This window comes from Rhodococcus sp. A14 (assembly GCF_011603105.1).
In the GTDB taxonomy this organism is placed as follows: Bacteria; Actinomycetota; Actinomycetes; order Mycobacteriales; family Mycobacteriaceae; genus Rhodococcus_F; species Rhodococcus_F opacus.
Map to the genome: position 1 here is coordinate 13,185 of NZ_JAAOQS010000032.1, position 23,962 is coordinate 37,146.

The window sequence follows — 23,962 nt, forward strand, 5'->3', positions numbered from 1 at the left end:
TCCTCGTCGTCGGTTCCACTCAGCCCCGGACGATCCTCAGATCGTCGTTGCCGATCAGGTCGGGCCGGGTCCAGCCGTCCACGTCGTACTCGGACATGCACTGTTCGGCGAATCCCTTGAGCGCCAGATCCTGTCCGGTCGCCTGGTAGGCGAACAACGTCTGGAAGCGGACGGCCTCGTGATCGCCGCCGTAATTGCGCTCGTAGAGTTCGTGCCGCCCACCGAACTCGGTGCCGACGGCGTCCCACAGCAACTTGAGCAACTGGACGCGGTCGATCGCGGCGACGCCGTTCGATCCGCGGACATACTGGTCGAGGTAGGGACGCATGGCCGGGTTCGCCCAGTCGCTCGCATGGGAGTTCAGGTAGATCAGCCCGCTGCCCAGCACCTGCTGGATGATCTCCTTGACCCGCGGGTACCCCACACCCATGAAGGTGCGATAGGCGAGGCCGTAGTTCAGGTTCGGCTGGACGGCGCCGTTCACCCACTGTTCGGGTGACTTGGCCATCGCGTCGGACAGCCCCCAGAACATGTCGCGCCAGTTGAGGATCTCCCCGATCTGCATCTGCACACCGCGGAATCCCGCGGAGCCGGTCATTTCCACACCCTTCATCACACAGCCGGCGATGAAGTCGAGCTTCACCGCGAGCCGAGCGCATCCGTGGAACATGAAGCGGGAGAGAAATCCCGACTTCATGACGAAGCCGTTCGCGGTGTCGGTGTCGTAGGCGAAGACGTTCTCCCACGGCACCAGCACCCGGTCGAACACCATGATCGCGTCGTTCTCGTCGAACCTGCTCGACAACGGATAGTCGAACGGCGTGCCCATCACCGCAGCGTTCATCTCGTAGGAGGTGCGGCAGAACAACTTCAGTCCTGGCGAATCCATCGGCACCGTGAAGATCAGGCCGTATTCCTTCTTGCGCAGCGGCAGTCCGTAGTGGGCGATGAAATTCGCGTTAGTGATCGCCGATCCCGTCGCGACGACCTTCGCGCCGGACACGATCAGACCCGCATCGGTCTCCTCGACCACGTGCACGCACACGTCGGCGGTTTCGTCGGCCGGCTTGTCGCGGTCGATCGGCGGATTGACGATGGCGTGGTTGAGGTAGAGCATCCGCTCCTGCGCGTGCTTGTACCAGCGCAGGGCGTTGTCGCGGTACGGGCCGTAGAAGTCGGCGTTGGCTCCCAGCGTGCCGAGGAACGAGGCCTTGTAGTCGGGCGACCGGCCCAGCCAGCCGTACACCTCACGCTGCCAGGCCACGATCGCGTCACGGGCGAGCACCAGGTCGTCCGCACTTCGAGCGGTCTTGAAGAAGGGGTGCGTGAAGCCGCCGTTTCCGGTATCGGTGGGCACCGCCAGCACGCCCTTCGCCTCCGGCTGGTGCAGTGCGTCGTACATCCGCGCCACCGACCGCGCCGAGTTACGGAAAGCCGGATGGGTGGTGACGTCGTCGACGCGCTCCCCGCGGAAGTAGACCTCGCGGCCGTCGCGCAGCGACTCGAGGTACTCGTCGCCCGTCATGGGCCGGACGTCGTTCGGAACTCCGACGCGATCGTCGACGAATGCTGATGTGGTCATGGAGTCACTCCTGGTCTCGTTGGGCAGGAACCTGTTTCGGAAGGCGAGGACGTCGGCGCGCCTCGGTCACCGCTGTCGGTGTCGTACTCGACGGGGTGGGGTATATTGACCCGAACGCCAAGTTCCTGTGATCTGGAACACTATTAGGCGGAGGTGTGGTGGAACATGGCTGAGCGCGAACAATCGAATGACTCCGCGCGCACCGACGTGCCCGCGATCGTCTCTCTGCGAACACGGGAGCTCGATACCGGGGAGGGCCGTATGCAGTGGGCGAGCACGCTGGAGCGGCTCTACTGCGAGACGGACGTGGCGTGGCCGGAGCCTCGGCGTCACTTCGACGCGGAGTGGGGCGGGCGACCGTTCGGTGATCTGCATGTCAGCACGATCCGGGCCGACGCGCACACCGTCGTCCGATCGCCGGCGATGATCCAGTCCGATTCGGGGGAGGGGTATTTGGTCTGCCTCGTCACGGACGGAAGCGTGGAGGTCCGGCAGTCCGGCCGGGCCACGGTGGTGGAGCCGGGTTCCTTCGCGCTCCTCGACTGCGCCGCACCGTTCGTGTTCCACTCACCCGCCCCGTTCCGACAGGTCGTGGTTCGATCCCCCCGCGAGGTGCTCACGTCGCGCCTTCCGGGACGAATCGTCGAACACGGCACGGCGCGCTCGATTCACGGCGACACCGGGGCTGGCGGACTGGTCGGTCGGTTGTTCGTCGATATCGCGGACATGGACGCGCCGATGTCGCAAGGTGCTGCCGTGTCGTTCGCATCCTCCGCCGTCGACATGTTTGCCACGGCCCTGACCGAGGGCCTATTGGCGACCAGCGCTGCAGACCTGCACCGCACGGAGGACCTCACGCGGGTTCAGCGGGTGATCGAACAGAATCTCCACGACGCCGACATCACGCTGTCGGACATCGCCGCGGCAGCGGGTATGTCGCTGCGCACCGTGCACAAGCTGTTCAATGCGGAGGGCACCACGACGCGGGCCTGGCTGTACCAGGCCCGCCTCGAGGCTGCGCGAAAGTACCTGCTCACCACGGATCTGTCCGTCGCCGACGTCAGCGAGTGCGCCGGCTTCCGCGACGTGTCCCATTTCAGCCGGTTGTTCCGCAGCACCTTCGGCTCGAGCCCCGGCCTGTACCGGAAGGAGCACGCGCGCAGAGGTTCGTGATGCGCTGCGCCAACAAGTACGGTCAGGGAAGAACGGTGTCCTCGTTGCTGAAGAGCATCGTGACACCACCGGTGGCGTAGTACTCGTCGAATTCCGCCGGGTCGGTCGGCGGGTTGTAAATGATGCTCACTCGGTACATGAAATTCCTGTTCTCGGCGTAGTAGGTCGGGTTGGGGGACAGTGGGATCACACGGCCTCGGCCGCCGGCCGCGGAGCGTTCACGGTGAACTCCTCCTTGAAGATCAACCGAGGCGACATGCGGCGGCGTTTCAAGGCCTTGACGGCGGCGACGACCATCGCGGGCGGTCCGCACAGGTATCCGCTGTGGCCACGGCAACTGGCGAAGTCACCCAGCACGGCGTCGGTGACCATTCCCGTTGCCCCGTCCCAGTTCTCCTCACTGAGGACCGGGTGATAGTGGAATCGGGAATCGGTCGCCTCCATCGCGCGGAAGCACTCGACGTCGTAGAGGTCGGCTTCCCGGCGACCACCGTGGTAGAGGTGAATCGCCGGTAGCAGATCGTGATCCAGTGCATGCCGGACAATCGATTTGAGCGGTGCGAGCCCGGTGCCTCCGCCGATCAGGATGGCCGGCTCCTCCCGGGCTTCGACGACACCGAACTGGCCGAGCGGTCCACGCAGATCGATGCGGTCACCCACCGCGAGTGAGTCGAAGATCCAGCCCTCGGTGGCGAGGCCGCCCGCCGTATTCCGGACGTGGAACTCGAGCAGCCGTTGCTCGGACGGCGGGTTCGCCATCGAATACTGGCGCGCGACACCGGAGCCCGGCACGATCAGTTCGGCGTACTGACCGGCGTCGAACTCCATCGGCTCGTCGAGTTCGACGACGAGCCTGCGGGTCTGCCGAGCGATGTCGGACAGTTCCCGTACTGTGCCTGTGTAGTCGCGGAGGGGGTGCATCGGCCGGCCGGGGTCGGCGTCGTTCACGGGGGCGATGGCCAGGTCTCCGTGCGGTTTCGACTGGCAGGCCAGCGCGAGTCCCGACGAGCGTTCGTCGGCGGAGAGGATGGTCTCGTCGGCGGCGCCGTGGTCGACCTCCCCGGAGAGAACCCGGATCTTGCACGTGCCACAGGTCCCCTGTGAACAGGCGTGCGGAAGCCAGCGATTCGCCCGCAATGCGGCTTCCAGGACCGACGTGCCGGGTGCGACCGGGAACGCCCCGTCCTGCCCCGACACCGTCACCATACGGTCCATCGGTCAGACCTCCCAGGTGACGTGCAGGCCCTGCGGTCCGCGGAACGTCCATCCCCAGAACTGCGGGGCGCGGTCGGGATCGGGCTCGATGTTCGGGATCGTCTCGAACAGTTCCTCGAGTGCGATCCGCACGATCGCGGTACCGAGATACGTTCCGGCGCAAGCATGGTTTCCCGCTCCGAACGCCAGATGCGGCATGATGGGCCGGTCGATCTCGTAGGCCTCCGCGTTCTCCCAGACGGACTCGTCTCGATTGGCCGAACCGTATGCCAGCATGACCGGTGTTCCCGTCGGCAGGTCGATGCCGCCGATGGTGACATCGCGGCCCGCGACCTTCACCGCGGCACTCCAGATCGGGGCCACCCAGCGCGCGCCCTCGTTGACGGCGCGCGGAATGAGGGTGGGGTCGTCGATGACGCGTTCGAGCTGGTCGGGGTGCTGGAATAGCCCTGCCAGGGTGGTCGTCATGACGTGCCCGGGCTCCTGAAGGGCGCCGAGCAGGAAGACGTAGATGTTCGGGTAGATCTCGGACCGGTCGCGGACCTGGCCGTCGGGCGTCCCGTCGTGCAGCCAGTGCGAGATCAGGGTGTGGTCGGGATGTTCGGTCCAGTGGTCGAGCATCGGGCCGACAGCGGCGACGATCTCGGCCTTCACCTGGTCACCGGCCTCGAACGGCCCGGGATTGGCGAAGTTTCCGTTCTCGTCGACTTCCGCGTTCCCGTACGACTGCGCCAGCGTCTGGAACCAGCGCACCAATGTCTCCGAAGGGATTTCGGTGAGACCCATCAGGTCCCCAACCGAACGCACACTGATCGGCGCGAAGTAGGCCTCCTGGATGTCTGCGGCACCCAGATCCTCGATCCCTTCCAGGAGGCTGCGCGCCTGCGGCCGGACCAGCGCTTCTACATAGGAGTCCACTGCACTGGGCCGCAATTGGGGATCGATCCATTCGCGAATTTTCTCGTGCTGTTCACCGTTGGCGGCGAGTACGGTACCTTTCCCGAAGGTTCGTCCACCCGAGGGCGCGATCACCGTGGACCAGGTCTCGGAATCCTGCGCGATCTGCAGGCAGAGGTCGCGCGACGACACGACGTGCATCCCTACCGCGGGCACGAACGCAATCGGGGCCTCGCGCCGGAGCCGGTCGTAGATCGGGTTCGGATCGCGGTCGAGTTCCTCCATGGTGATCGATTCGATCCACGTGGTGCTGGTGGTCATGACGCTGTCTCCTCTGAAGTGGTTCGCAAGATTCGAAGTGGGCGCGGCCCGGAGCCTTTCGGGGATCGTCCGCGCGGGGAGTGCCTGTGATCTGGAACACTAGGAGGCGGAGGTGCGATCGAACATGACCGACAGTGCACAGAAGGATGACTCCGCCTGCACCGACAGCGCCGCGTCGATGGTGCTGAGTACGCGCGAGCTGGAGTCGACCGAAGGGCGAGTGCGCTGGGCGGACACCCTCGACTCCACCTACTGCGAGATGGACGTCGACTGGCCCGACAGACACGCCCGGTTCGCCGCGGAATTGACGGTGCGGCCCTTCGGGGACCTGACCGTGAGTGTGGTGCACGCAGACCCGCACACGGTCGTGCGCACGCCCGAGATGATCCGGTCCGACCCCAACGACGACTACCTGCTGTGTCTGATCACTCGGGGGACGGCCACCCTCCAGCAGCATTCGCGGAGTGCGACCCTCGAGCAGGGAGCATTCGGGATCCTCGACTCGGCCGCACCCTTCGTCGTGGACGGCCGGACGGAATTCGAGCAGGTCGTCCTGCGTGCACCCCGCCAACTATTGATCTCCCGGCTTTCCGCCGAGGCCATGGAGGGCGTCGCCGGGCTGGGGATCTCCGGGCAGACCGGGATGGGCGGCCTCGTCTCCCGTTTTCTCGTCGACATAGCAACGACCGACGCCCGGTTGTCGGTGGGGTCTTCGGCATCGGTGGCCGCGTCCGCGGTCGATCTGCTCACCTCTGCCCTCACCGAGCAGGCGCGCCCAGTGACCGCGACGAAACGGGTCCACCACGACGACCTCCGGACGGTGCAGCAGACGATGACGCGGTACCTGCACGACCCCGACCACTCGACGGCCGAGATCGGTGTCGAACTCGGAATGTCCCTGCGCTACATCCACAAACTGTTCAGCTTGACCGGCACCACCCCACGCACATGGCTGTACCAATTGCGCCTCGACCGCGCCCGAGGGCAGCTCCTCGACACCGACTCGACCGTCGCCGAGATCAGCGACCGTGTCGGTTTCCGCGACGTCTCACACTTCAGCCGCGCATTCCGCAAGCGGTTCGGCGTCAGCCCCGCGCATTTCCGTGAACAGCACAACGGCAAAGGCGATTCACGTACGGACCGTTAGGTTTTCTTCGCTCTAGCCGGTGTGGTCGCGCCCGAAGATCTGACGCGCCAGCACCCACCGTTGGATCTCGTTGGCTCCCTCGTAGATCTCGCCGATCTTGCTGTCGCGGTAGATGGCCTCCACCGGACCCTCGGTGTCGTCGGCGCCGAGCGACCGGACGAAGCCGAGTCCGCCGAAGGCCTGCACGGCATCTCGGGCGATCCGCGCGGCCAGGTCCGTGCCCCGCAGTTTCGCCATCGCCGCCTCGGGTTCGGGGAATCGCTCGCCGGCGTCGAGCCGCAGTGCCGCTTTGAGATACAGGCTGCGGGCGGACTCCAGATCCGCGGCGTAGTCGGCCATCACGAACTGCCAGTGCTGTTTCGAGGCGAGCGAACCCCCGAAGGCGTGCCGCGACTTCAGATGGGCGACAGTCCGATCGAATGCGGCCTGCGCCATGCCGACGCCCGCGGCACCGATCCCGATGCGCCCGTAGGTGAGGGTCTGCAGCGCGATGCGCAGTCCACCCCCGACCCGTCCGAGCACCGAATCCGGCCCGAGGCGGACGTCGTCGAGATTGACATCGGCGGTGATCTGCCCGCGGTTCCCCAGTTTTCGGTCGGGGGTTCCGATCGTGACGCCCGACGCGTTGGTGGGCACGATGAAGGTCGTGAGGTCGTCACCGGTGCGTGCGAGCACCACCACCACACAGGCGACGACGGAGTTGGTGATCCACCGTTTCCGGCCGCGGAGGATCCAGCCGTCACCGTCCGGGGTCGCTTCGGTGGACACGGCGTCGGGGGACAGGTCGCTGGACGCACCCGGTTCGCTGGTCGCGAAAGCACCCACGATCTCCCCCTCGACGAGGGGCCGCAGCCAGCGGCGTCGCTGCTCGTCGGTGCCCTGGTCGAGCGCGGTGCCCGCCAGGATGCAGTGCACGTCGTAGATGGCCGCGACGCTGTTGGAGTAATACGCCAATTCCTCCACCGCGGCTGCGGTCGCGGTGGCGCGATGCGACAGACCGTCGCCGCCGACGTCGGACGGGAACGGGATCCGGAACAGTCCCTCCGCCGCCATCGATTCGAACGCGTCACGTGGGAAGCCGTCGAGCCGCTCGTCGCCGCCGGCGATGCGATGCGCGACGGGCTCGATCGCCCGGGTGGCGAAGTCGCGCACCCGCAGACGAAGGTCGCGAACCTCGTTCGGGGACAACAGGTCGTGATACAACTCGTCGGACATGCGCGCGACGGCGGGCGAGGCGGGCGCTGCCTCCGCGACGAGGGTGACGGGACTGTTCGGGGGCATCGGATCTCCTGAGACGGACGGCATGCGTGCCTTCCCTGTGTAACCCGGGTCTGGTTTTCGCCTCGACGTCGAATCGCAATGCCCGACTCCTCAGGTGCCGACGTCGGCGGCCGTTCCGGATACCCGGATGTTCGCCGCTTCCTCCCGCTCGGCGAGCGTGACGTCGCCGGCCGCGAAGTGCGTCTTCGGTGTCTCGCGCAGGATCACACGGACGTTCGCGACGGGCGTCCCCACCGCCCGGTGAGCGGCGTGGGTGAGCTCGTGGATCAGCAGGCGCAGTTCCTCGGGGCTGCGGCCCTCGGCGATGGTGACCTCGATGATCGGCATCAGCGACCTCCCGCCACGGTGATCGTGCCCAGATTCGTGAAGTGCGCCGCAATCCGCGCGCCCGGCTCCACCGGCACCGCGTCGGTCATCCCTCCCGTGAGCACCACCCAGCCGGCCTCGATGGCGTGGCCCCGTTCGGCGAGCGTGTTGGCGGCGAACGCCAGCGCTTCGGCCGGATGTCCGTGTACCGCAGCACCGGTCGCGGAATCGACGATTTCGCCGTCGACCTCGAGCAGGCACGCCTCGAGCGCAAGGTCGAGATCTTCGGGCCGCCGGCTGATCGGCCCGGTGACGTAGCGTCCGGACGAGTTGTTGTCGGCCACCGCGTCCATCATCGAGAACTTGTAGCCCGAGAACCGGCTGTCGATGATCTCGATCGCGCCCACGACGTGATCCACGGCGGCCAAGGCGGTCGCTGCGCTGATGCCCGGACCTTCGAGTCGGCGTCCCATGACGAACGCGATCTCCGGTTCGGCCCGCGCGTGGATCAGGCGGTCGCGGGGCACGGTCTCCCCGATCGGGAGGATCATCCGGTCGGTCAGCCACGCGGTCGACGGTGCGTCGACACCGACCTGACGTTGCTTGGCCTTCGAGGTGACCCCCAGTTTCACGCCGGTGACCTTCTCACCGCGCGCCACCCGGATGCCGAGGGCGATGTCCTGCGCGGCGTAGGCCGTTGCGAGGTCGAGGCTCTCCCACTCAGCTTTGATGGACGTCTGGGCCGTGGCACGATCTTCCGCCTGTAAAAGTCGCTCCGCCACGAGTGCTGCGCTCCATGCGTCGGTACCCATCACTGTTCCTCCTTGGTGCCGAGGACGGCCGTCACACTGCCGAGCCCGCTGATCTGCGCGACGATCGAATCGCCCGGATTCACCGGAAATGCCTTGGTCATCGAGCCGGGAAGCACGACATGGCCCGGTTCGAGTGTCACGCCCATCGGGCCGACAGTGTTCGCCAGCCACACGAGCGCGTTGAGCGGCGAGCCGAGAACGGCACCGCCCGCGCCGGTCGCGACGAGTTCACCGCCGATGTGGAGGGTGCACCCCGCCAGTCGCAGGTCCACCGCGTCGAGCGCGACCGGTCGGCTGCCCAGGATGACGCCGCCCGACGACGCGTTGTCGGCGATGGTGTCGAAGATGCCGATCTTCCAGTCCCGGATCCGCGAGTCGACGATCTCCAGTGCGGGAAGGACGAAGTCGACCGCCCGGACCGCCTCGGCGACGGTGACACCCGGTCCGGACAGAGGCCGGCCCAGCACGAACGCGATCTCGGGCTCGATCCGCGGCTGGAGGAACCGCCCCGCCGGAATGGGCTGGTGCTCGAGATGGAACATGCTCGCGGTCAGATGTCCGAAGTCGGGTTGGTTCACCCCCATCTGCCGCTGAATGGCCCGCGACGCGAGGCCCACCTTGTGCCCCTTGACGACGTCGCCGCCGAGCGTCCACTCTTCGACCTGCACTTGCTGAATGCGATAAGCGAGTTCGATCGACGCGTCGGGATGCTCCGGGGTCAGCGGGTCGATCGGTTCGCCCGTCCGGTACACCTCCAGCAACCGGTCGGCGGCCTTACGTGCGACGGTATCCATGGCACCTCTGCTCTGTGTCATTCGGTTCGGACTTCGGGCGACGGGACGTCAGGAGGCCAGCGCCGGCCGGCCCGATTCGGGAACGTCCCTGGTCGTGGTGGGTGTGGCGTGGTTCGTGTTCGCGACCGCGTGCGAGACGTCGCGGGCTGCCGCCATGACGGCACGGGTGAACTCGACGCGGCGGGGCACGAAACGGCTGACCGGGATGCTCATGCTCACCGCGGCCACCACGGAACCCATGTCGTCACGCACCGGCGCGGCGACGCAGTGGACCTCCGAGACGGCTTCACCGAGGTCGTAGGCGTGGCCGGCAGACCGCGCCACCGACAACGCGTCGAGCAGCGCCCCGGCATTTGTGATCGTCGACGGCGTGTGCCTGCGCAACTGGCGACCGGCCAGGTACCGGTGCAGTTCGTTCTCCTCGAGGCTCGCCAGGAGGACCTTGCCCACCGCTGTGCAATGTGCTTCGAGACGGGCGCCGACGCGTGCACCCTGCACGGTGATGTTGTGCGTACCGACCACCTTGTCGACGTACAGCACGTGCCACCGTTCCATCACCGCGAGGTGACTGGTTTCGCCGTACCGCTCGACGAGGTTCTCGATGACCGGCGCGGCGCAGGACCGCACGTCGACGGTGCCCCGCAGGGTTTCGCCGAGTTCGATCACCCGCCACCCGATCCGGTAGCGACCACGCGTGCGGCACTGGAGCAGTCCGGTGTCGACGAGACTCGACAGCAAGGCGTGCGCACTCGATCGGGGGACGTCGATGGCAGCGGCGACCTCGGAGACCCCCCATTCCGGTTGCGCTGCGGTGAACAGGTCCAGCACCGGCCCGATCTTCTGGACCGTCTGCAGTGTCGCCACGGTGTCCGTCCTTTCTTCCCACGGCTCCGCGGGAAGCGAACGTGCACCTCGCTGAGCGTCTGTGATCTGAAACACTAGGAAGAACGCGGCCACCACACCATGACCACCAGCGCATGAATGGATGACTGCACGCGCACCACCCGCGATGGGGCGGTTAGCCGGATTCCCGAAACCCCGGGAATCTCCCCGATCAGAGGTCGTAGTCCACGACGACCGGAGCGTGATCACTCATCCACCGGTCGGCCGCGGGCTCCCTTCCCGGGGCGTGGTGTGAGGTGACACCGGCCTTGACTGCCTTGCTCACCAACGAGTTCCCGGGGTGCGAACTCCGCCGGACAACCGATGTGGTTGAAATTCGGTGCCGGCCGCGACCGCAGCCTGTGCCAGGCGCGGCGTCGCGAGGTGGTAGTCGATGCCCCACCTCGTCGTGCGGGAGGTGGTCCCATCCCCACTGGCCGAGCGAGGTGACCGAACGGCGGGCCCGCTTACGGAAAGGTGGGGCGACCTGGTTGCCGGCCAGGGCGGTGTCGAACATCGCGCGCATGTCGGCCGCGGACGCCCCGTCCGGTGGGTTGAAGACCGCCAGGCCGCCGACGTGCATCGGATGCTCGCGGGATTCGCCGAGCAGAAACAACCGGTAGAAAATTGGGTGAATCGAGCCCGACGGAGCAGGTCAGTTGTCCAACCCGGCCGCGAGTGCTTGACGGCTGGCGTGGACGTGAGGCCCGTGCCGCTCGCCCCATGTCACACAAGTTCAATCTGATTGGCCGGCGGTGACATTGGGCGACGGGCGACAGGCGGAGGCACCGAGGTCCACGTCGGCTGAGCTACGGTCTGCCTATGGACGACGAGCACGCAGTGGGAACGCCTGGCGGTCCGGTGCGGTATGAAGGTGGACTGCCGGGACTGATCGCGCGCGCCCGCGTGCTCGCCGACTCGGGTCAGCGCCGGCTGCTCGGCATTGCCGGGTCGCCGGGCTCGGGCAAGAGCACCGTCGCCGCGGCAGTGCTCGCGGCACTGGGATCGTCCGCGGTGGTGGTGCCCATGGACGGATTCCACCTGGCGGGTGCGGAACTGGTCCGCCTCGGGCGATCCGGCCGCAAGGGCGCACCGGACACGTTCGACGCCGCCGGCTACGTGGCCCTGCTGCGCCGGCTGCGTGAACCCGACGGCGAGACGGTGTACGCCCCGGAGTTCCACCGCGACGTCGAGGAGTCCTACGCCGGGTCGATCGCCGTCCCGCCGGACGTTCCTCTGGTGATCACCGAGGGCAACTACCTGCTGCTCGACGAGCAGCCGTGGTCGAGGGTGCGCGGCCTGCTCGACGAGGCGTGGTTCCTCGCCCCGGACGAGGAGGAGCGCGTCACCCGGCTCGTCGAGCGGCACGTCCGGTTCGGCAAGTCGCCCGAAGATGCGCGAGAGTGGGTGCGTCGCAGCGACGAACGCAACACCGCGTTGGTCGAGCCCGGCCGTGCCCGCGCTGACGTCGTCGTGCTCGGTGACCCCGTGTAACTCAGACCGGGTATTCGATCGGTTCCATCCGGCCGCTGGTGAGGGAGCGCGCCGCGGCCTCGGCGATCGCCTGCGCCTTCAACGCCTCCGCCAGGGTCGGGCCGATCGCGGCACCGTTCTCCAGCGCGTCGACGAAGTGGTCGAGCGCGGTGCGGTAGCTGCCTCTGATCCGCTCGAACCATCCCGCGTGCAGGCCGTCGTCGACCACGCGGCCGGCGCTGTACCGGGAGACGGATCCGGCGCGCTGGCGACGCGCTTCGACCATGCCGGTCGAACCGAGCACCTCGATGCGTTCGTCGTAGCCGTAGCCGATCCGCCGGGTGCAGTCGATCTGGACGAGCGCGCCGCCGGGCAGACGCAGGGTGACTGCCGACGTGTCGACGTCGCCGTACTCGGCGAGGCGGGGTTCGGCGAGCGTGGAACCGGTCGCGAAGACGGACTCGGGGTCGAGCCCGGAGATCCACCGGGCCAGGTCGAAGAAGTGGACGGTCTGGTCGCGCATCTGCCCACCCGAGACCGCGACGTACTCGAGCGGCGGCATCGCCGGACCGCGGCTGGTCAGCTGGATCAGCTCCACCGAACCGATCTCACCGGACGTGACCACCCGCTGCAGTTCGGCGTAGTCACGGTCGAAGCGGCGGTTGAAATCGACCATCGCCCGCAGTGATCGAGTTTCGGCGAAGCGCACGACGTCGACGGCGCGCGCGAGATCGAGGTCGATCGGTTTCTCACACAGGGCCGGGATCCCCGCCGTGGCCGCGGTGCGAAGGTGCTCGGCGTGGGTGTCGGTGGAGGACGCGATGAGGACGGCGTCGATTGCCGTGGGGTCGAAGGCTTCCGCGAGATCGGTGGTCGCACGGCTGCCGTGCCGCTTGGCGAGGTCCGTCGCGCGAGCGAGGTCGATGTCGAAGACGAGGGCCAGATCGACGTCGGGGTGCGCGGCGAGGTTGGCGCCGTGCACTCCGCCGATGAATCCGGCTCCGATGAGGGCGAATCGCTGCATGTCAGATACCGACTTGTCGTGTGCGAAAGGGAACCACCCAGGCGGAGTCGGCGGCGTGCGAGGCGGCCGTCGCCTCGACTAACTGGACGCCGATCAGCCCGTCGCGTCCGGTGGGGAAGGACAGATCGCGGACGGTGGTGGGACCGCCGTCGCGGCGGGCGCGGAGTTCGTCCGCGAGATCGCGGTAGAAGTTCGCGAACGCCTCGAGGAAGCCTTCGGGATGTCCCAGGCCGGGTCGGGTGAGCCGGCCGGCGTCCTCGGACAGCGTGCGCATCCCCTGCGCGAGGATCGTCGTGCCACCGTCGAGGTCGCGCACCGTCAGGTGCTGGGGGTCCTCGTGCCGCCATTCGATGCTCGCGGTGTCACCGAACACCCGGATGCGCAGGCCGTGCTCGTTGCCGGTGGCGGCCATGCTCGCCCACAGTGTCGCGGGCGCCCCGTTGGAGAGGGTGAGGCGAACGGTGGCGTTGTCGAACACCCGCCGTCCGGGGACGAGGGTGTCCAGTTCGGCCGACACCCTGGTGGCTTCCAGTCCGGTGACGTACCGCAGGAGGTGGAACGCGTGGGTGCCGAGATCGCCGACGACGCTGGGGAATCCCGCGACGCCGGGGTCGGTGCGCCAGCGTGCCTGCCGGTGCTCGCCGAGTTCGACGGGTGCCGCGGCCCAACCGGACGCGTGCTCGACCGCGGCGAATCGGATCCGGCCGAGGTCGCCGTCGCGCACCATCCGGGCCGCGTGCCGGACCATCGCGTACGCCGAATAGCAGTGCGGGACGGCGAGAATCGCACCGGAGGACTCGGCGATCGCGACCAGTTCCGCGGCCGACGCCGAGTCGGGCGTGAGGGGTTTCTCGCACACCACCGAGATGCCCGCCTCCAGGAACGTGCGCGCGATGTCGAAGTGGCTGTCGTTCGGCGTGGTCACGGCGACCACGTCGACGCCGTCCTCGCGTGCGGCTTCCCGTTCCGCCATCTCCCGGTAGTCGCGATACGTGCGATCCGCCGGCACACCGAGGCTCCCGGCGATCCGCGCCGACGATGCGCCGTCTCGCCCGAAGACCCCCGCGTGCAGTTCGTACCGGTCGTCGAGGCGCATCGCGTAACGGTGGGTCTTGCCGATGTCGGCGCCCTGTCCGCCGCCGACCATGCCCGCGACCAGGCGCAGGCTCCCTTGCTTGCTCAACTCGGCTCCTACTGAGGGGTTTTGACCGCGAGGACCGGGATCGGGGATTGCAGGATGAGGCGTTGGCTCACGCTCCCGAGCAGGGCCTTGCCGACCGCGCTGCGGCGTTTGACGCCGATCACGAGGCGTTCGATGTCGGGTCGTTCGTCGAGCAGGTCGAGCACGGCGGTCGCGGGATCGCGGTCTCCGCGGCCGATCCGGTCGAGGACGGTCACGCCGTCGTCCGCGAGCGTGTGCACGTCTTCGGGTTCGGTGAGGGAGAGGTTCACCACCAGAAGGTCGGCACCCAGCATCGCGGCTTCCTTCTTGCCGGCCAGGAGGGCGTGCGATCCTTCGGAGGAGTCGGTCACGGCTACGAGCACTGTCATGGGATCAACCTTTCAGGGGAGGCGGTGCGGCGACTGTCACGAGTAGTCGCGCCGGAACTGATCTTCGAGTTCCTCGAGCGAGCGGCCACGGGTCTCCGGAACCTGAGTTTTGATGAAGACGAGAGCCAGCACGCCGAGGCCGGCGAAGATGAAGAACGTCGCACCGATTCCCAGTGCGGCCACGACGGGCGGGAAGAGCAGCGCGACAACCGCGTTGGCGATCCACAGTGCGAAGATGCAGACACCGATGGCGAAGCTGCGGATCTTCAGCGGGAAGATCTCCGACAGCATCAGCCACACCAGGGGGCCGATCGTGGCCTGCATCGAGAAGACGAACAGCACCACGAACGTCAGGATCAGGTAGGCCTTGAGGGTGCCGTCGGGCAGCAGGAACGCGGAGAGGCCGACGAGCACGTGGAAGGTGGTGGTGAGGGTGAAGCCGCCGAGGAGCATCTTCCGTCGGTCGATCCGGTTGATCAGGGCGACGCCGGTGAGGACGCCGAGCACGCTGAACAGACCGTTGAGAGTGTTCGCGACGATGGCGGCGTTGGAGGAGAATCCGGCGTCGCCGAGCAGCTGGGTGCCGTAGTACATCACCGAGTTGATGCCGGTGGCCTGCTGGAACACTCCGAGGCCGACGCCGATGAAGATGAGGCGGCGGATCCATTTCACCGACAGGTCGGCGGCCCCGCCGGTCTGGGAGAGCTTCTCTTCCTCGGCGAGCGCCCGGACTTCCTCCAACTCGGCACGTGCCCGCTCCGGGGACCGAACCTGGAGAAGCACGGCGAGCGCTTCGTCGTGCCGGTCCTGCGACATCAGCCAGCGCGGACTCTCCGGCATCCGCAGCATTCCGGCGAACAGGAAGATGGCCGGTGTGACGGCGACCAGAAGCATGAAGCGCCAGACGTTCTCGTGCTCGCCCCAGATGTTGAAGATGACGGCGTTGATCACGAAGGCGGCGAACTGTCCGACGACGATCATGACTTCGTTGCGGGAGACCACGCTGCCGCGTCGTTCGGTGGGCGAGATCTCGGAGAGGTAGACGGGCACGGTCGCGGAGGCGCCGCCGACGGCGAGGCCGAGGATGAAGCGGAACAGTGCGAGCACCTCCCACGTCGGGGACAGCACGCAGCCGAGCGTCCCGATCATGAAGATGATCGCGAGCATCAGGATGTTGTGCCGGCGTCCGAACCGGTCGGACATCCGTCCGCCGATGAGAGCGCCGATCGCGGCACCGAAGATCAGGATGCTCACCACCAGGCCCTCGGTGAACGAGGTGAGCTGAAGGTCTTCCGTGAGCGGTTCGAGTGCGCCGTTGATGACTCCGGTGTCGTATCCGAAGAGCAGGCCGCCGAAGGTGGCGACGACGGCGATGATGCCGAGTCTGTGCGAGTGTCGCCCAGGGGCGTCGGCAGGCAGGGACGGGGCGGTAGTTCGGGTGAGATCGCTGGCCATGAACATCTCCTCGACGTGATCTATGTACAGAACACGTAATGTGTTTATGTCCGAACAAAGCTAACTCATTGTGACTCGGGGCACAACGGCAAGCCGATCATCGGGCGGATCCCCTAGGTGAATGCTTACTCCCTACCCGCGAGTAATAGAACGCACGATCTGTTATCGTTCGGCGTATGCCCAGGCCACGAGTTCACGACCTCGACGCCGCGCTCGATGCCGCCGAACGGCTGGCCGTCGAGGGCGGACCGAGTGCGGTGACCCTACGCGCGGTCGCCGCGGCCACGGAGATGTCCAACGGCGCCATCTATCACGCATTCGGCTCGCGGGGAGGGCTGGTCGGGCGCGCCTGGTTGCGGGCGGCGCACCGATTTCTCGACCTGCAACAGGAATCGGTTCAGGAGGCGCTGGGGCGTGGTCCCGTGGACGCCGTCGTCGCGGCCGCCGACACCCCGGCCGTCTTCGCCGAGCGGTTCCCGCAGTCGTCGCGACTTCTCCTCACCGTGCGCCGCGACGAACTGCTCGGATCCGACGTCCCCGAGGACGTCGCCGCCGAGTTGTCGCGCCTCGACTCCGTCCTCGTCGAACTGTTCGTCCGATTGGCGCTGGCGTTGTGGGGGCGCAAGGACGGTCGCGCGGTCGAAGTGATCGAAGCGTGCGTCGTCGGGCTCCCCACCGGACTGCTGCTGCACGCCCGGCGAAAACCGGACGACGCCATGCGCCGACGCCTGGAGGCGGCGGTCCGCGCCGTCCTCGCACTGGACCCCCCGTCCCCGGGGAAACGTCACGACAGCAACACGAAAGGTTCCCAATGACCGCCACCCTGACCTACCGGGACACGATCGCCGTCCTCGACCTCGGCGACGACGAGAATCGTTTTTCCCCCGAGTGGCTCGACAACGTCGACCGGCTCCTCGACGACGCCCACGAACACGGCGCGCAGGCCCTGGTCACCACGGCCACGGGGAAGTTCTACTCCAACGGCCTCGACCTGGACTGGCTGATGGCGAACGGTGACCGCGCAGACTGGTATGTCGGGCGCGTGCAGGCCCTGTTCAGCCGGATTCTGACGCTCCCCCTGCCGACGGTGGCCGCGGTCAACGGGCACGCGTTCGGCGCCGGCGCCATGCTGGGAATCGCCCACGACTACCGGGTGATGCGGTCCGACCGTGGGTACTACTGCTTCCCCGAGGTCGACATCCACATTCCGTTCACCCCGGGGATGGCCGCGCTGATCCAGGCCAAGCTGACACCGCAGACCGCGATCACCGCCATGACCACCGGCCGCCGCTACGGCGGCGCCGACGCGCACACGAGTGGGCTGGTCGACGGGACCGCGCCCGAGGGCGCGGTCCTGGACGCTGCCGTCGACCTGATCACGCCGCTCGCGGGGAAGGACGCCGGCACGCTCGGCGCGATCAAGTCCACCATGTTCGCGCCGGCCGTCGCCGCACTCGCATCGGGCCGATCATGACCCGGTGACGCGAAACCTACTGTGCCGGAGTGATGGTCACTCGCCGGGCACGTGGAGAATCAGGGCGTCGCCCTGTCCGCCGCCGCCGCAGAGAGCGGCGGCGCCGGTTCCACCGCCGCGTCGTTTCAGCTCGAGCGCGAGGTGCAGCACCACCCGTGCCCCCGACATGCCGAGCGGGTGCCCGATGGCGATGGCGCCGCCGTTCACGTTGACCCTCGACGGGTCGACTCCGAGTTGCCGGGTCGACTCGATGCCGACGGCGGCGAAGGCTTCGTTGATCTCGACGAGGTCGAGCGCCGAGGGGTCGAGTCCCTCACGGGTGCACGCCTTGTCGATGGCATTGGCGGGCTGCTGCTGGAGCGTCGAGTCGGGCCCGGCGACGATGCCGTGGGCGCCGATCTCGGCGAGCCATTCGAGCCCCAGCTCCTCGGCCTTGGCCTTGCTCATCACCACGACGGCGGCCGCGCCGTCGGAGATCTGCGACGCGGAACCCGCGGTGACGGTGCCGTTCTTGTTGAAGGCGGGCCGCAGCTTCGACAGCGACTCGGCCGTGGTGTCGGCGCGGATGCCTTCGTCCTCGGTGACGACGAGCGGCTCACCCCGGCGCTGCGGGATGGTGACGGGTACGACCTCGTCGTCGAAGAGTCCGTTCTTCCACGCGGCCGCGGCGCGCTGATGTGAGGCGGCGGCGAAGGCGTCCTGCTCTTCGCGACCGATCTTGTCGGTGTTCGCGTTCCGGTCCTCGGTGAGGGCACCCATCGCCTGCTCGGTGAAGATGTCGTACAGGCCGTCGTAGGCGAGGTGATCGACGAGGGTGGTGTCGCCGTACTTGAAACCGCTCCGCGAGTTCGGGAGAAGGTGCGGCGCCTGGGACATCGACTCCTGCCCACCGGCGACGACGACATCGAATTCGCCGGCGCGGATCAGCTGGTCGGCGAGCGCGATGGCGTCGAGACCCGACAGGCACACCTTGTTGACGGTCAAGGCGGGCACCGACATCGGGATGCCCGCGTTGACCGCGGCCTGCCGGGCCGGGATCTGACCGGCGCCGGCAGTGAGGACCTGCCCCATGATCACGTACTCCACCAGTTCGGGTGCCACCCCGGCCTTGTCGAGGGCGCCCTTGATGGCGATGCCACCGAGATCGGATCCGGAGAGTGACGCGAGCGAACCCGTCAGCCGGCCGACGGGGGTCCGGGCTCCGGCGACGATGACGGACCTGGTGCGAGAAGTCATGGGAGTGTCCTTGGTGTCGTGACGAATGTCGCTCAGACGAGCGCGGATTCGCGAATCTCGAGGGGGGTTCCGGTGGCGGCGACGACCTCGTCGACGGTGACGCCGGGGGCGACCTCACGGAGAGCGAGGGTGCCGTCGCCGACCACGTCGATGACGGCGAGGTTGGTGATGATGCGGTTGACGACGCCCTGGCCGGTCAGCGGCAGGGTGCAGGCGTCGATGATCTTGGGGTTGCCGTCCCGGTCGGTGTGTTCCATGAGGACGATGACGCGGCTCGCGCCGTGCACGAGGTCCATCGCGCCGCCCATGCCCTTGACCATCTTCCCGGGGACCATCCAGTTGGCGAGGTCGCCGGTGCGGGAGACCTGCATGCCACCGAGGACGGCGGTGTCGATGTGGCCGCCGCGGATCATGCCGAACGACAACGCGGAATCGAAGAACGCGGCACCGGCGTTGACGGTGACCGTTTCCTTGCCGGCGTTGATCAGGTCGGGGTCGACGTTCTCGTCGGTGGGGTAGGGGCCGGTGCCGAGGATGCCGTTCTCCGAATGCAGGGTCACGGTGACGTCGGTGCCGAGGTATCCGGGAATGAGCGTGGGCAGTCCGATGCCGAGGTTGACGTATTCGCCGTCGACCATCTCCGCGGCCGCGCGGGCGGCCATTTGCTCACGTGTCCATCCGTTGGTGCCGGTCATCGAGTGGCTCCTTCCGTGCTGCTGACTGTCCGCTTCTCGATCCGCTTGTTCTGGGGGCCGGTCTCGACGATGCGTTGAACGAAGACTCCGGGCAGGTGCACCTGGGCGGGGTCGATGGTGCCTGCGGGGACGAGTTCCTCGACCTGCGCGATGGTCACCTTTCCGGCCATCGCCGCGAGGGGGTTGAAGTTCAGGGCAGACTTGTCGAACACCAGGTTGCCGGCGGTGTCGCCCCGCAGTGCGTGGACCAGGGCGAAGTCGGCGGTGATGCCGAGTTCGAGAACGTAGCGCTTGTCGCCGAACGCACGGGTTTCCTTCGGGGGCGAGGCGAGCGCGACGGAACCGTCGGCGGCGTACCGCCACGGCAGTCCGCCGTCGGCGACCGGGCTGCCCACACCGGCGGGGGTGAAGAACGCGGGGATGCCCGCGCCGCCCGCCCGGAGGCGTTCGGCCAGCGTGCCCTGCGGGGTCAGCTCCACCTCGAGCTCACCGGAAAGGTACTGACGCGCGAATTCCTTGTTCTCGCCGACGTACGACGCGGTGACGCGCCGGATCCGGCGGGCACCCAGCAGAATTCCGAGCCCGTGGTCGTCCACACCGCAGTTGTTGGAGAAGACCTCGAGGTTCCCGACGCCGGAGTCGGCGAGCGCGCGGATCAGCGAGTCGGGGATTCCGCACAGGCCGAACCCGCCCACGGCGATCGATGCGCCGTCGGACACGTCCGCGACTGCTTCTTCCGGGGTGTCGAACACTCTCGATCCCATGTGCATCCTTTCTCCTGGCCGCCGTAGCCGGCGATACCGTCTTCCCGTGAAGATTCGTCCACCTGATGGACGACTCTGCGCGACGAGCTCTGCTCCACTAAAAGGGGTCATTGCATGCATTTCAAGGGTTCCCGGCACAGTGCTCGCGGTCTGGACGTCGCGCCAGTGAGCGTTCACTGAGTGAACGTATACTGCGGTCATGGACGACGCGCAGCGGCCGCAGGTCATTCGACGGGTGGGATCCCTCTTCCGGGCCATCGCGGCCCTCGAGTCGTCGGGCTCCTCGACGTCCGCCCTGGCGCGGGAGACGGGGCTCGCCCGCCCGACCGTGCATCGCCTCCTCGTCTCGCTGGCCGAGGAGGGGCTGGTCGACCGCGACCAGAAGTCGGGGAAGTGGTCGCTGGGACCCGAGCTGTACCTGCTCGGCTCGCTCGCCGCCGGGCGGTACGACATCACGGACCGCTCCCGCGACATCCTGCGCGATCTCGCACGTGAGACCGGCGAGAGTGTCTTCCTGTCCGCGCGCCGCGGTGACGAAACGGTGTGCATCGCGAGCGAGGAGGGCAGCTTCCCGCTGCGTTCCCACGTGCTGTACGTCGGCATCCGCCTGCCGCTGGGGGTGGCGTCGGCGGGTCTGGTCATCCTGTCCCACCTGCCGGACCGCGACATCGACGACTACCTGTCGCGTGCCGACGTCACCGGCGAGTGGGGAACGCAGCACAGGCGGGACGAGATCGCCGAGCGCATCGCGGAGACCCGCCTGAACGGGTACGCCGTCAACCCCGGGCTGCTCGTCGAGGGCAGCTGGGGGATGGGCGCCGCCGTCTTCGACGCCCAGGGATCACCGGCCTGGGCGCTGAGCATCACCGGTGTGGAGAGCCGGTTCCGCGAGGAGCGTCGCCGCGAACTGGGAGAACTCCTCCTCCGCCAGGCGCACCGGCTCACCCAACTCCTCGCCGACAGGCCGCGGAGCCGGGGGTGAGCACGATTCGGTCCGGCGCCTACGCGGCTTTCCGTCGCCGCTGAGGTCGCCCGTGGCGGGTGTCGATACTCCACAGGTGGGTGCAGTCGGGGCACTGGAGATGGACGCGGGTGCCCCGATTGCTCAGCAGGTACTGCCAATGCCGGTCGCAGTTGCGGCTCGACCCGCAGTCGCCGCAGTCCGAGCCGTGGTCGCAGCCCGGGCAGGGCAACCAGGCGCGACGCGAGAAGTCCGCGGTCGGATCAATCGGTAACACGGCCCACCGTCCGATCCGGGAGCACACCCGCCTGGACCAGCTCGTCGTAGGTGCGCTGCTGCTCGGGGTCGAGGCCGGAGTACAACATGTCGTACGCCCGCTCCTCCTCCGCGAGCACGGCGACGGGATCCCAGTCCTCGCCGATCGCCTCGAGAACAGCGGTGCGCCGCCGCGCCTCGTCCAGCGTGAGGTCGAGTGCGAACGAGAGTTCGGAGTCGCTACCCATGTGGTCACCTTCGTTTCGCGGTCGCCGTTATCGAAGGGGCCAGGGTCACTCGAGCCCGCCCAAGACCACAATGACCTGGATCACGTCGACCGAAAGTGTTGCGTCGTATTAACGACGAAACGCCCCGCCATCCGGGTGGATGACGGGGCTGTGGTGCGAGTGGTGTCAGGCCTGCAGGCCGGCCTCGATCTCGAGGGTGATGGTGATCTTGTCGCCGACGACGGCTCCGCCGCCTTCGAGGGGCATATCGATGGTGATGCCGAAGTCCTTGCGGTTGAGGACGGTGGTGGCTTCGAAGCCGGCGACCGGGCCGTTGCCCATGCCGGGGTTGACGCCGTTGAATTCGAGGGCGAGCTCGACGGGGCGGGTGACGCCGTGGAGGGTGAATTCGCCGTCGACCACGTAGTCGTCGCCCTTGGCGCGGACGGCGGTGGAGGTGAAGGTGGCGGTGGGGTACTGCTCGGCGTCGAAGAAGTCGGCGGACTTGATGTGGGCGTCGCGGTCGGCGTTCTTGGTGTCGATGGATGCGACCTGGATTTCGGCGGTGACGGCGGCGGTGCCGTCCTCGGCGACGGTGATCGCGCCGGTGAAGTCGTTGAACGTGCCGCGAACCTTGCTGACCATGAGGTGGCGGACGGAGAAGCCGACGGTGGAGTGGACGGTGTCGATGGCCCAGGTTCCGGCGGTGAGGTTGGGCAGGGTGGCGGTGGCGGTGGTCATGAAAACTCCTTGGGCTGTCGAACGGTCACTCGAAATCGAGGTAATTGAATCTGCAACTACTACGTTAAGCCGATGTCGTTGCAATGTCAACTAAATTCTGCGAAACGCAGGTGAACTGCGGTGTTACTGCTTGGGCCGGACCGGATGGCGGCTGACGATGGAGATCCGGTTGAAGGCGTTCATGGTGACGGCGATCCAGCTCACCGTGGAGATCTCCTGCTCGGAGAGGAATCGCCGCGCGAAGGCGTAGTCGGTCTCCTGGGTATGCGCGTCCGGGAGGGTCGTGATCGATTCGGCCAAGGTGAGCGCCGCGACCTCACGTTCGGAGAACAGCGTCGTCTCTTGCCAGGCAGGCAGAACCGCGAGGCGCTGCTGGGTCTCGCCGGCCGCGAGCGCCGCGGCGACGTGAACGTCCAGGCAGTACGCGCAGCGGTTGATCTGGGAGACGCGCACGTTGATCAACTCGACGAACCGCCGGTCCATCCCGGCCTCGGTGGTCGCATGACGGATGGCCTTGGCGACGCCGATCTGCGCCTGATAGACGGCCGGACTCTGCTTGTCGATGTGAACGTAGTCGTTCTCCGCTGACGTGCTGCTCATGGCCGACCTTTCCGGGCTCAGGGGTGTTCCAGCAGGTGGGTGCGCATTTCGCTGAAGTCGTGACCGAGGATGCCGACGTCGCGGGGGCTGAGCAGGTCGAACATGTTGCGGCGCACCTCCGCGACATGTCCCGGGCTGGCGGCGGCGAGCTTCTCGGCGCCGGCGTCGGTCAGCTCGGCCAGTGTTCCCCGCTTGTCGTCTTCGCATTCGACCCGGCGCACCCAGCCGGTGTCGACGAGCCTGCTGATGGCCCTGGTCACGCCGCTGCGGGTGGTGGTCACCGCGTCTGCGAGTTCGCGCATCCGCAGTTGTCGCTGGGGCGCCTCCGACAGCACGACGAGCAGTTCGAAGTCCGTGAACGAGATGCCGGCGTCGCGGGTGAGCTGTCGATCGAGCGCCTGCAGGAGTAGGCGTGTGGCGTCCAGGTAGGCGCGCCAGGTGTTCTGTTCTTCGGCGCTGAGCCATCGGGTCGGTTCCACGGCACCAGCATAGCCCAAGTAGTTGACAACGCAACGAGTTGTTGTAGTCTGAATTTAGTTGAAAGCGCAATTACTGCGCTCCGCGGAGAGGGGCAGGGCAATGAGCACCACAGACGAGCAGGAGCGTTCGCAGAGGTTCGCGGAGCAACGCGACCGGATCCGCGCCGAGCATCTGAAGCCGGTGGCGTCGAGGCCCGCGTCCTCGGCCCGCGGCCTCCATCACGCCGCGCTGATCAGTAGTGACGTCGAGCGCACGGTCCGGTTCTATCAGGACCTGCTCGAATTTCCGCTCACCGAGCTGATCGAGAACCGGGACTACGCCGGGTCTTCGCATTTCTTCTTCGACATCGGCAACGGCAACCTGCTGGCGTTCTTCGACTTCCCGGGACTCGACGTCGGCCCGTACCGGGAAGTTCTCGGCGGACTCCACCACATCGCGATCAGCGTCGAACCCGGCCGCTGGGATCACCTGCGCACGAAACTGATCGACGCCGGCGTCGAACTCGTCGAACACAGTGAGGTGTCGATGTACTTCCGCGACCCCGACGGTGCCCGCCTCGAACTCATCGCCGACCCGCTCGGCGAAATGTACGGCTCACACGTTCTCTGAGAACCCT

Annotated in this window: 26 protein-coding genes and 1 pseudogene; 7 read left to right on the plus strand and 20 right to left on the minus strand. The window is 67.4% G+C overall.

The window, feature by feature from the left end:
- Positions 1-19 precede the first annotated feature (19 nt).
- A complete protein-coding gene (locus tag G9373_RS18515) occupies positions 20-1,582 on the minus strand; it encodes a 4-hydroxyphenylacetate 3-hydroxylase N-terminal domain-containing protein (RefSeq protein WP_005572668.1) in 1,563 nt (520 codons plus the stop codon).
- A gap of 165 nt (positions 1,583-1,747) precedes the next feature.
- Here G9373_RS18515 and G9373_RS18520 point away from each other — a divergent pair, with 165 nt between their 5' ends.
- Entirely contained in the window at positions 1,748-2,755 is a 1,008-nt protein-coding gene (locus G9373_RS18520; protein ID WP_043793351.1) for an AraC family transcriptional regulator, read from the plus strand.
- A gap of 186 nt (positions 2,756-2,941) precedes the next feature.
- On the opposite strand, the gene G9373_RS18525 is transcribed toward G9373_RS18520, so the two are convergent.
- Both G9373_RS18525 and G9373_RS18530 read right to left on the minus strand, forming a co-directional pair.
- Positions 2,942-3,970 (minus strand): 2Fe-2S iron-sulfur cluster-binding protein, encoded by a 1,029-nt coding sequence (locus tag G9373_RS18525; RefSeq protein WP_043793349.1) that lies wholly within the window; start codon positions 3,968-3,970, stop codon positions 2,942-2,944.
- Between the two features lie 3 nt (positions 3,971-3,973).
- Complete coding sequence (locus G9373_RS18530) at positions 3,974-5,188, minus strand: cytochrome P450 (protein ID WP_005260734.1); 1,215 nt, start codon at positions 5,186-5,188, stop codon at positions 3,974-3,976.
- Positions 5,189-5,312: 124 nt separating this feature from the next.
- On the opposite strand from G9373_RS18530, the gene G9373_RS18535 reads away from it, so the two are divergent.
- Positions 5,313-6,335 carry an AraC family transcriptional regulator gene (locus G9373_RS18535; protein ID WP_054246735.1) on the plus strand — a complete coding sequence of 341 codons (1,023 nt, stop codon included), beginning with the start codon at positions 5,313-5,315 and terminating at the stop codon, positions 6,333-6,335.
- Between the two features lie 12 nt (positions 6,336-6,347).
- Here G9373_RS18535 and G9373_RS18540 read toward each other — a convergent pair whose 3' ends face one another.
- The 6 genes and pseudogenes from G9373_RS18540 to G9373_RS46510 all read right to left on the minus strand — a co-directional run.
- Complete coding sequence (locus G9373_RS18540) at positions 6,348-7,616, minus strand: acyl-CoA dehydrogenase family protein (protein WP_005572661.1); 1,269 nt, start codon at positions 7,614-7,616, stop codon at positions 6,348-6,350.
- Between the two features lie 90 nt (positions 7,617-7,706).
- Positions 7,707-7,943, minus strand: coding sequence for a tautomerase family protein (locus G9373_RS18545; protein ID WP_005572660.1), 237 nt, complete (start codon positions 7,941-7,943; stop codon positions 7,707-7,709).
- Positions 7,943-8,734 (minus strand): fumarylacetoacetate hydrolase family protein, encoded by a 792-nt coding sequence (locus G9373_RS18550; protein ID WP_005572659.1) that lies wholly within the window; start codon positions 8,732-8,734, stop codon positions 7,943-7,945. The genes G9373_RS18545 and G9373_RS18550 overlap by 1 nt, the downstream gene beginning before the upstream one ends.
- Positions 8,734-9,528, minus strand: a complete 795-nt coding sequence (locus G9373_RS18555) for a 2-keto-4-pentenoate hydratase (RefSeq protein ID WP_054246730.1) — start codon at positions 9,526-9,528, stop codon at positions 8,734-8,736. Before G9373_RS18555 ends, G9373_RS18550 begins: the two co-directional genes overlap by 1 nt.
- Before the next feature lie 48 nt (positions 9,529-9,576).
- Positions 9,577-10,392: an IclR family transcriptional regulator gene (locus G9373_RS18560; protein WP_043793345.1), complete on the minus strand. Its 816-nt coding sequence runs from the start codon at positions 10,390-10,392 to the stop codon at positions 9,577-9,579.
- Between the two features lie 418 nt (positions 10,393-10,810).
- A pseudogene (locus G9373_RS46510) lies at positions 10,811-10,993 on the minus strand (wax ester/triacylglycerol synthase domain-containing protein); the annotation flags it as partial.
- Positions 10,994-11,232: 239 nt separating this feature from the next.
- On the opposite strand from G9373_RS46510, the gene G9373_RS18570 reads away from it, so the two are divergent.
- Entirely contained in the window at positions 11,233-11,904 is a 672-nt protein-coding gene (locus tag G9373_RS18570; RefSeq protein ID WP_064080228.1) for a nucleoside/nucleotide kinase family protein, read from the plus strand.
- A 1-nt stretch (position 11,905) separates the two neighbouring features.
- On the opposite strand, the gene G9373_RS18575 is transcribed toward G9373_RS18570, so the two are convergent.
- The 4 genes from G9373_RS18575 to G9373_RS18590 are packed head-to-tail and all read right to left on the minus strand — an operon-like array spanning position 11,906 to position 15,913.
- Positions 11,906-12,907, minus strand: coding sequence for a Gfo/Idh/MocA family oxidoreductase (locus G9373_RS18575; protein WP_120659969.1), 1,002 nt, complete (start codon positions 12,905-12,907; stop codon positions 11,906-11,908).
- A gap of 1 nt (position 12,908) precedes the next feature.
- Positions 12,909-14,090: a Gfo/Idh/MocA family oxidoreductase gene (locus tag G9373_RS18580; protein WP_005571321.1), complete on the minus strand. Its 1,182-nt coding sequence runs from the start codon at positions 14,088-14,090 to the stop codon at positions 12,909-12,911.
- An 8-nt stretch (positions 14,091-14,098) separates the two neighbouring features.
- Complete coding sequence (locus tag G9373_RS18585) at positions 14,099-14,458, minus strand: universal stress protein (protein WP_005571320.1); 360 nt, start codon at positions 14,456-14,458, stop codon at positions 14,099-14,101.
- Positions 14,459-14,494: 36 nt separating this feature from the next.
- Positions 14,495-15,913 (minus strand): sugar porter family MFS transporter, encoded by a 1,419-nt coding sequence (locus G9373_RS18590; protein ID WP_052024048.1) that lies wholly within the window; start codon positions 15,911-15,913, stop codon positions 14,495-14,497.
- A gap of 176 nt (positions 15,914-16,089) precedes the next feature.
- Here G9373_RS18590 and G9373_RS18595 point away from each other — a divergent pair, with 176 nt between their 5' ends.
- The gene (locus G9373_RS18595) at positions 16,090-16,728 is read left to right on the plus strand and encodes a TetR/AcrR family transcriptional regulator (protein WP_005260721.1); all 639 of its coding nucleotides are present in this window, start codon (positions 16,090-16,092) and stop codon (positions 16,726-16,728) included.
- Complete coding sequence (locus G9373_RS18600) at positions 16,725-17,387, plus strand: enoyl-CoA hydratase-related protein (RefSeq protein WP_054246732.1); 663 nt, start codon at positions 16,725-16,727, stop codon at positions 17,385-17,387. The genes G9373_RS18595 and G9373_RS18600 overlap by 4 nt, the downstream gene beginning before the upstream one ends.
- Before the next feature lie 36 nt (positions 17,388-17,423).
- Here G9373_RS18600 and G9373_RS18605 read toward each other — a convergent pair whose 3' ends face one another.
- Genes G9373_RS18605 through G9373_RS18615 form a run of 3 tightly spaced genes read right to left on the minus strand, consistent with a single transcriptional unit; the run spans position 17,424 to position 20,082 of the window.
- Positions 17,424-18,623 carry an acetyl-CoA C-acetyltransferase gene (locus G9373_RS18605; protein ID WP_167116121.1) on the minus strand — a complete coding sequence of 400 codons (1,200 nt, stop codon included), beginning with the start codon at positions 18,621-18,623 and terminating at the stop codon, positions 17,424-17,426.
- Between the two features lie 32 nt (positions 18,624-18,655).
- Entirely contained in the window at positions 18,656-19,318 is a 663-nt protein-coding gene (locus tag G9373_RS18610) for a 3-oxoacid CoA-transferase subunit B (protein ID WP_005260718.1), read from the minus strand.
- Entirely contained in the window at positions 19,315-20,082 is a 768-nt protein-coding gene (locus G9373_RS18615; RefSeq protein WP_005260717.1) for a CoA transferase subunit A, read from the minus strand. Before G9373_RS18615 ends, G9373_RS18610 begins: the two co-directional genes overlap by 4 nt.
- A gap of 199 nt (positions 20,083-20,281) precedes the next feature.
- Here G9373_RS18615 and G9373_RS18620 point away from each other — a divergent pair, with 199 nt between their 5' ends.
- Positions 20,282-21,064: an IclR family transcriptional regulator gene (locus tag G9373_RS18620; protein WP_007296189.1), complete on the plus strand. Its 783-nt coding sequence runs from the start codon at positions 20,282-20,284 to the stop codon at positions 21,062-21,064.
- Between the two features lie 242 nt (positions 21,065-21,306).
- Here G9373_RS18620 and G9373_RS18630 read toward each other — a convergent pair whose 3' ends face one another.
- The 4 genes from G9373_RS18630 to G9373_RS18645 all read right to left on the minus strand — a co-directional run bounded on the left by G9373_RS18630 (position 21,307) and on the right by G9373_RS18645 (position 23,345).
- Positions 21,307-21,546, minus strand: a complete 240-nt coding sequence (locus G9373_RS18630) for a DUF6400 family protein (protein ID WP_167116124.1) — start codon at positions 21,544-21,546, stop codon at positions 21,307-21,309.
- A gap of 165 nt (positions 21,547-21,711) precedes the next feature.
- On the minus strand, positions 21,712-22,266 hold the full coding sequence (locus G9373_RS18635; RefSeq protein ID WP_064080231.1) for a YceI family protein: 555 nt from the start codon (positions 22,264-22,266) through the stop codon (positions 21,712-21,714).
- A gap of 123 nt (positions 22,267-22,389) precedes the next feature.
- Positions 22,390-22,866, minus strand: coding sequence for a carboxymuconolactone decarboxylase family protein (locus G9373_RS18640; protein ID WP_120659964.1), 477 nt, complete (start codon positions 22,864-22,866; stop codon positions 22,390-22,392).
- Positions 22,867-22,883: 17 nt separating this feature from the next.
- Positions 22,884-23,345, minus strand: coding sequence for a MarR family transcriptional regulator (locus tag G9373_RS18645; RefSeq protein WP_005256464.1), 462 nt, complete (start codon positions 23,343-23,345; stop codon positions 22,884-22,886).
- Positions 23,346-23,445: 100 nt separating this feature from the next.
- On the opposite strand from G9373_RS18645, the gene G9373_RS18650 reads away from it, so the two are divergent.
- Positions 23,446-23,955 (plus strand): VOC family protein, encoded by a 510-nt coding sequence (locus G9373_RS18650; RefSeq protein ID WP_005569211.1) that lies wholly within the window; start codon positions 23,446-23,448, stop codon positions 23,953-23,955.
- Positions 23,956-23,962 lie beyond the last annotated feature (7 nt).

Bases quoted from the DNA above. Each gene is read 5' to 3' on its own strand.
- G9373_RS18515 (WP_005572668.1), bottom strand. From the start codon at position 1,582: ATGACCACATCAGCATTCGTCGACGATCGCGTCGGAGTTCCGAACGAC.
- G9373_RS18520 (WP_043793351.1), top strand. From the start codon at position 1,748: ATGGCTGAGCGCGAACAATCGAATGACTCCGCGCGCACCGACGTGCCC.
- G9373_RS18525 (WP_043793349.1), bottom strand. From the start codon at position 3,970: ATGGACCGTATGGTGACGGTGTCGGGGCAGGACGGGGCGTTCCCGGTC.
- G9373_RS18530 (WP_005260734.1), bottom strand. From the start codon at position 5,188: ATGACCACCAGCACCACGTGGATCGAATCGATCACCATGGAGGAACTC.
- G9373_RS18535 (WP_054246735.1), top strand. From the start codon at position 5,313: ATGACCGACAGTGCACAGAAGGATGACTCCGCCTGCACCGACAGCGCC.
- G9373_RS18540 (WP_005572661.1), bottom strand. From the start codon at position 7,616: ATGCCCCCGAACAGTCCCGTCACCCTCGTCGCGGAGGCAGCGCCCGCC.
- G9373_RS18545 (WP_005572660.1), bottom strand. From the start codon at position 7,943: ATGCCGATCATCGAGGTCACCATCGCCGAGGGCCGCAGCCCCGAGGAA.
- G9373_RS18550 (WP_005572659.1), bottom strand. From the start codon at position 8,734: ATGGGTACCGACGCATGGAGCGCAGCACTCGTGGCGGAGCGACTTTTA.
- G9373_RS18555 (WP_054246730.1), bottom strand. From the start codon at position 9,528: ATGGATACCGTCGCACGTAAGGCCGCCGACCGGTTGCTGGAGGTGTAC.
- G9373_RS18570 (WP_064080228.1), top strand. From the start codon at position 11,233: ATGGACGACGAGCACGCAGTGGGAACGCCTGGCGGTCCGGTGCGGTAT.
- G9373_RS18575 (WP_120659969.1), bottom strand. From the start codon at position 12,907: ATGCAGCGATTCGCCCTCATCGGAGCCGGATTCATCGGCGGAGTGCAC.
- G9373_RS18585 (WP_005571320.1), bottom strand. From the start codon at position 14,458: ATGACAGTGCTCGTAGCCGTGACCGACTCCTCCGAAGGATCGCACGCC.
- G9373_RS18590 (WP_052024048.1), bottom strand. From the start codon at position 15,913: ATGGCCAGCGATCTCACCCGAACTACCGCCCCGTCCCTGCCTGCCGAC.
- G9373_RS18595 (WP_005260721.1), top strand. From the start codon at position 16,090: ATGCCCAGGCCACGAGTTCACGACCTCGACGCCGCGCTCGATGCCGCC.
- G9373_RS18600 (WP_054246732.1), top strand. From the start codon at position 16,725: ATGACCGCCACCCTGACCTACCGGGACACGATCGCCGTCCTCGACCTC.
- G9373_RS18605 (WP_167116121.1), bottom strand. From the start codon at position 18,623: ATGACTTCTCGCACCAGGTCCGTCATCGTCGCCGGAGCCCGGACCCCC.
- G9373_RS18610 (WP_005260718.1), bottom strand. From the start codon at position 19,318: ATGACCGGCACCAACGGATGGACACGTGAGCAAATGGCCGCCCGCGCG.
- G9373_RS18615 (WP_005260717.1), bottom strand. From the start codon at position 20,082: ATGGGATCGAGAGTGTTCGACACCCCGGAAGAAGCAGTCGCGGACGTG.
- G9373_RS18620 (WP_007296189.1), top strand. From the start codon at position 20,282: ATGGACGACGCGCAGCGGCCGCAGGTCATTCGACGGGTGGGATCCCTC.
- G9373_RS18630 (WP_167116124.1), bottom strand. From the start codon at position 21,546: ATGGGTAGCGACTCCGAACTCTCGTTCGCACTCGACCTCACGCTGGAC.
- G9373_RS18635 (WP_064080231.1), bottom strand. From the start codon at position 22,266: ATGACCACCGCCACCGCCACCCTGCCCAACCTCACCGCCGGAACCTGG.
- G9373_RS18640 (WP_120659964.1), bottom strand. From the start codon at position 22,866: ATGAGCAGCACGTCAGCGGAGAACGACTACGTTCACATCGACAAGCAG.
- G9373_RS18650 (WP_005569211.1), top strand. From the start codon at position 23,446: ATGAGCACCACAGACGAGCAGGAGCGTTCGCAGAGGTTCGCGGAGCAA.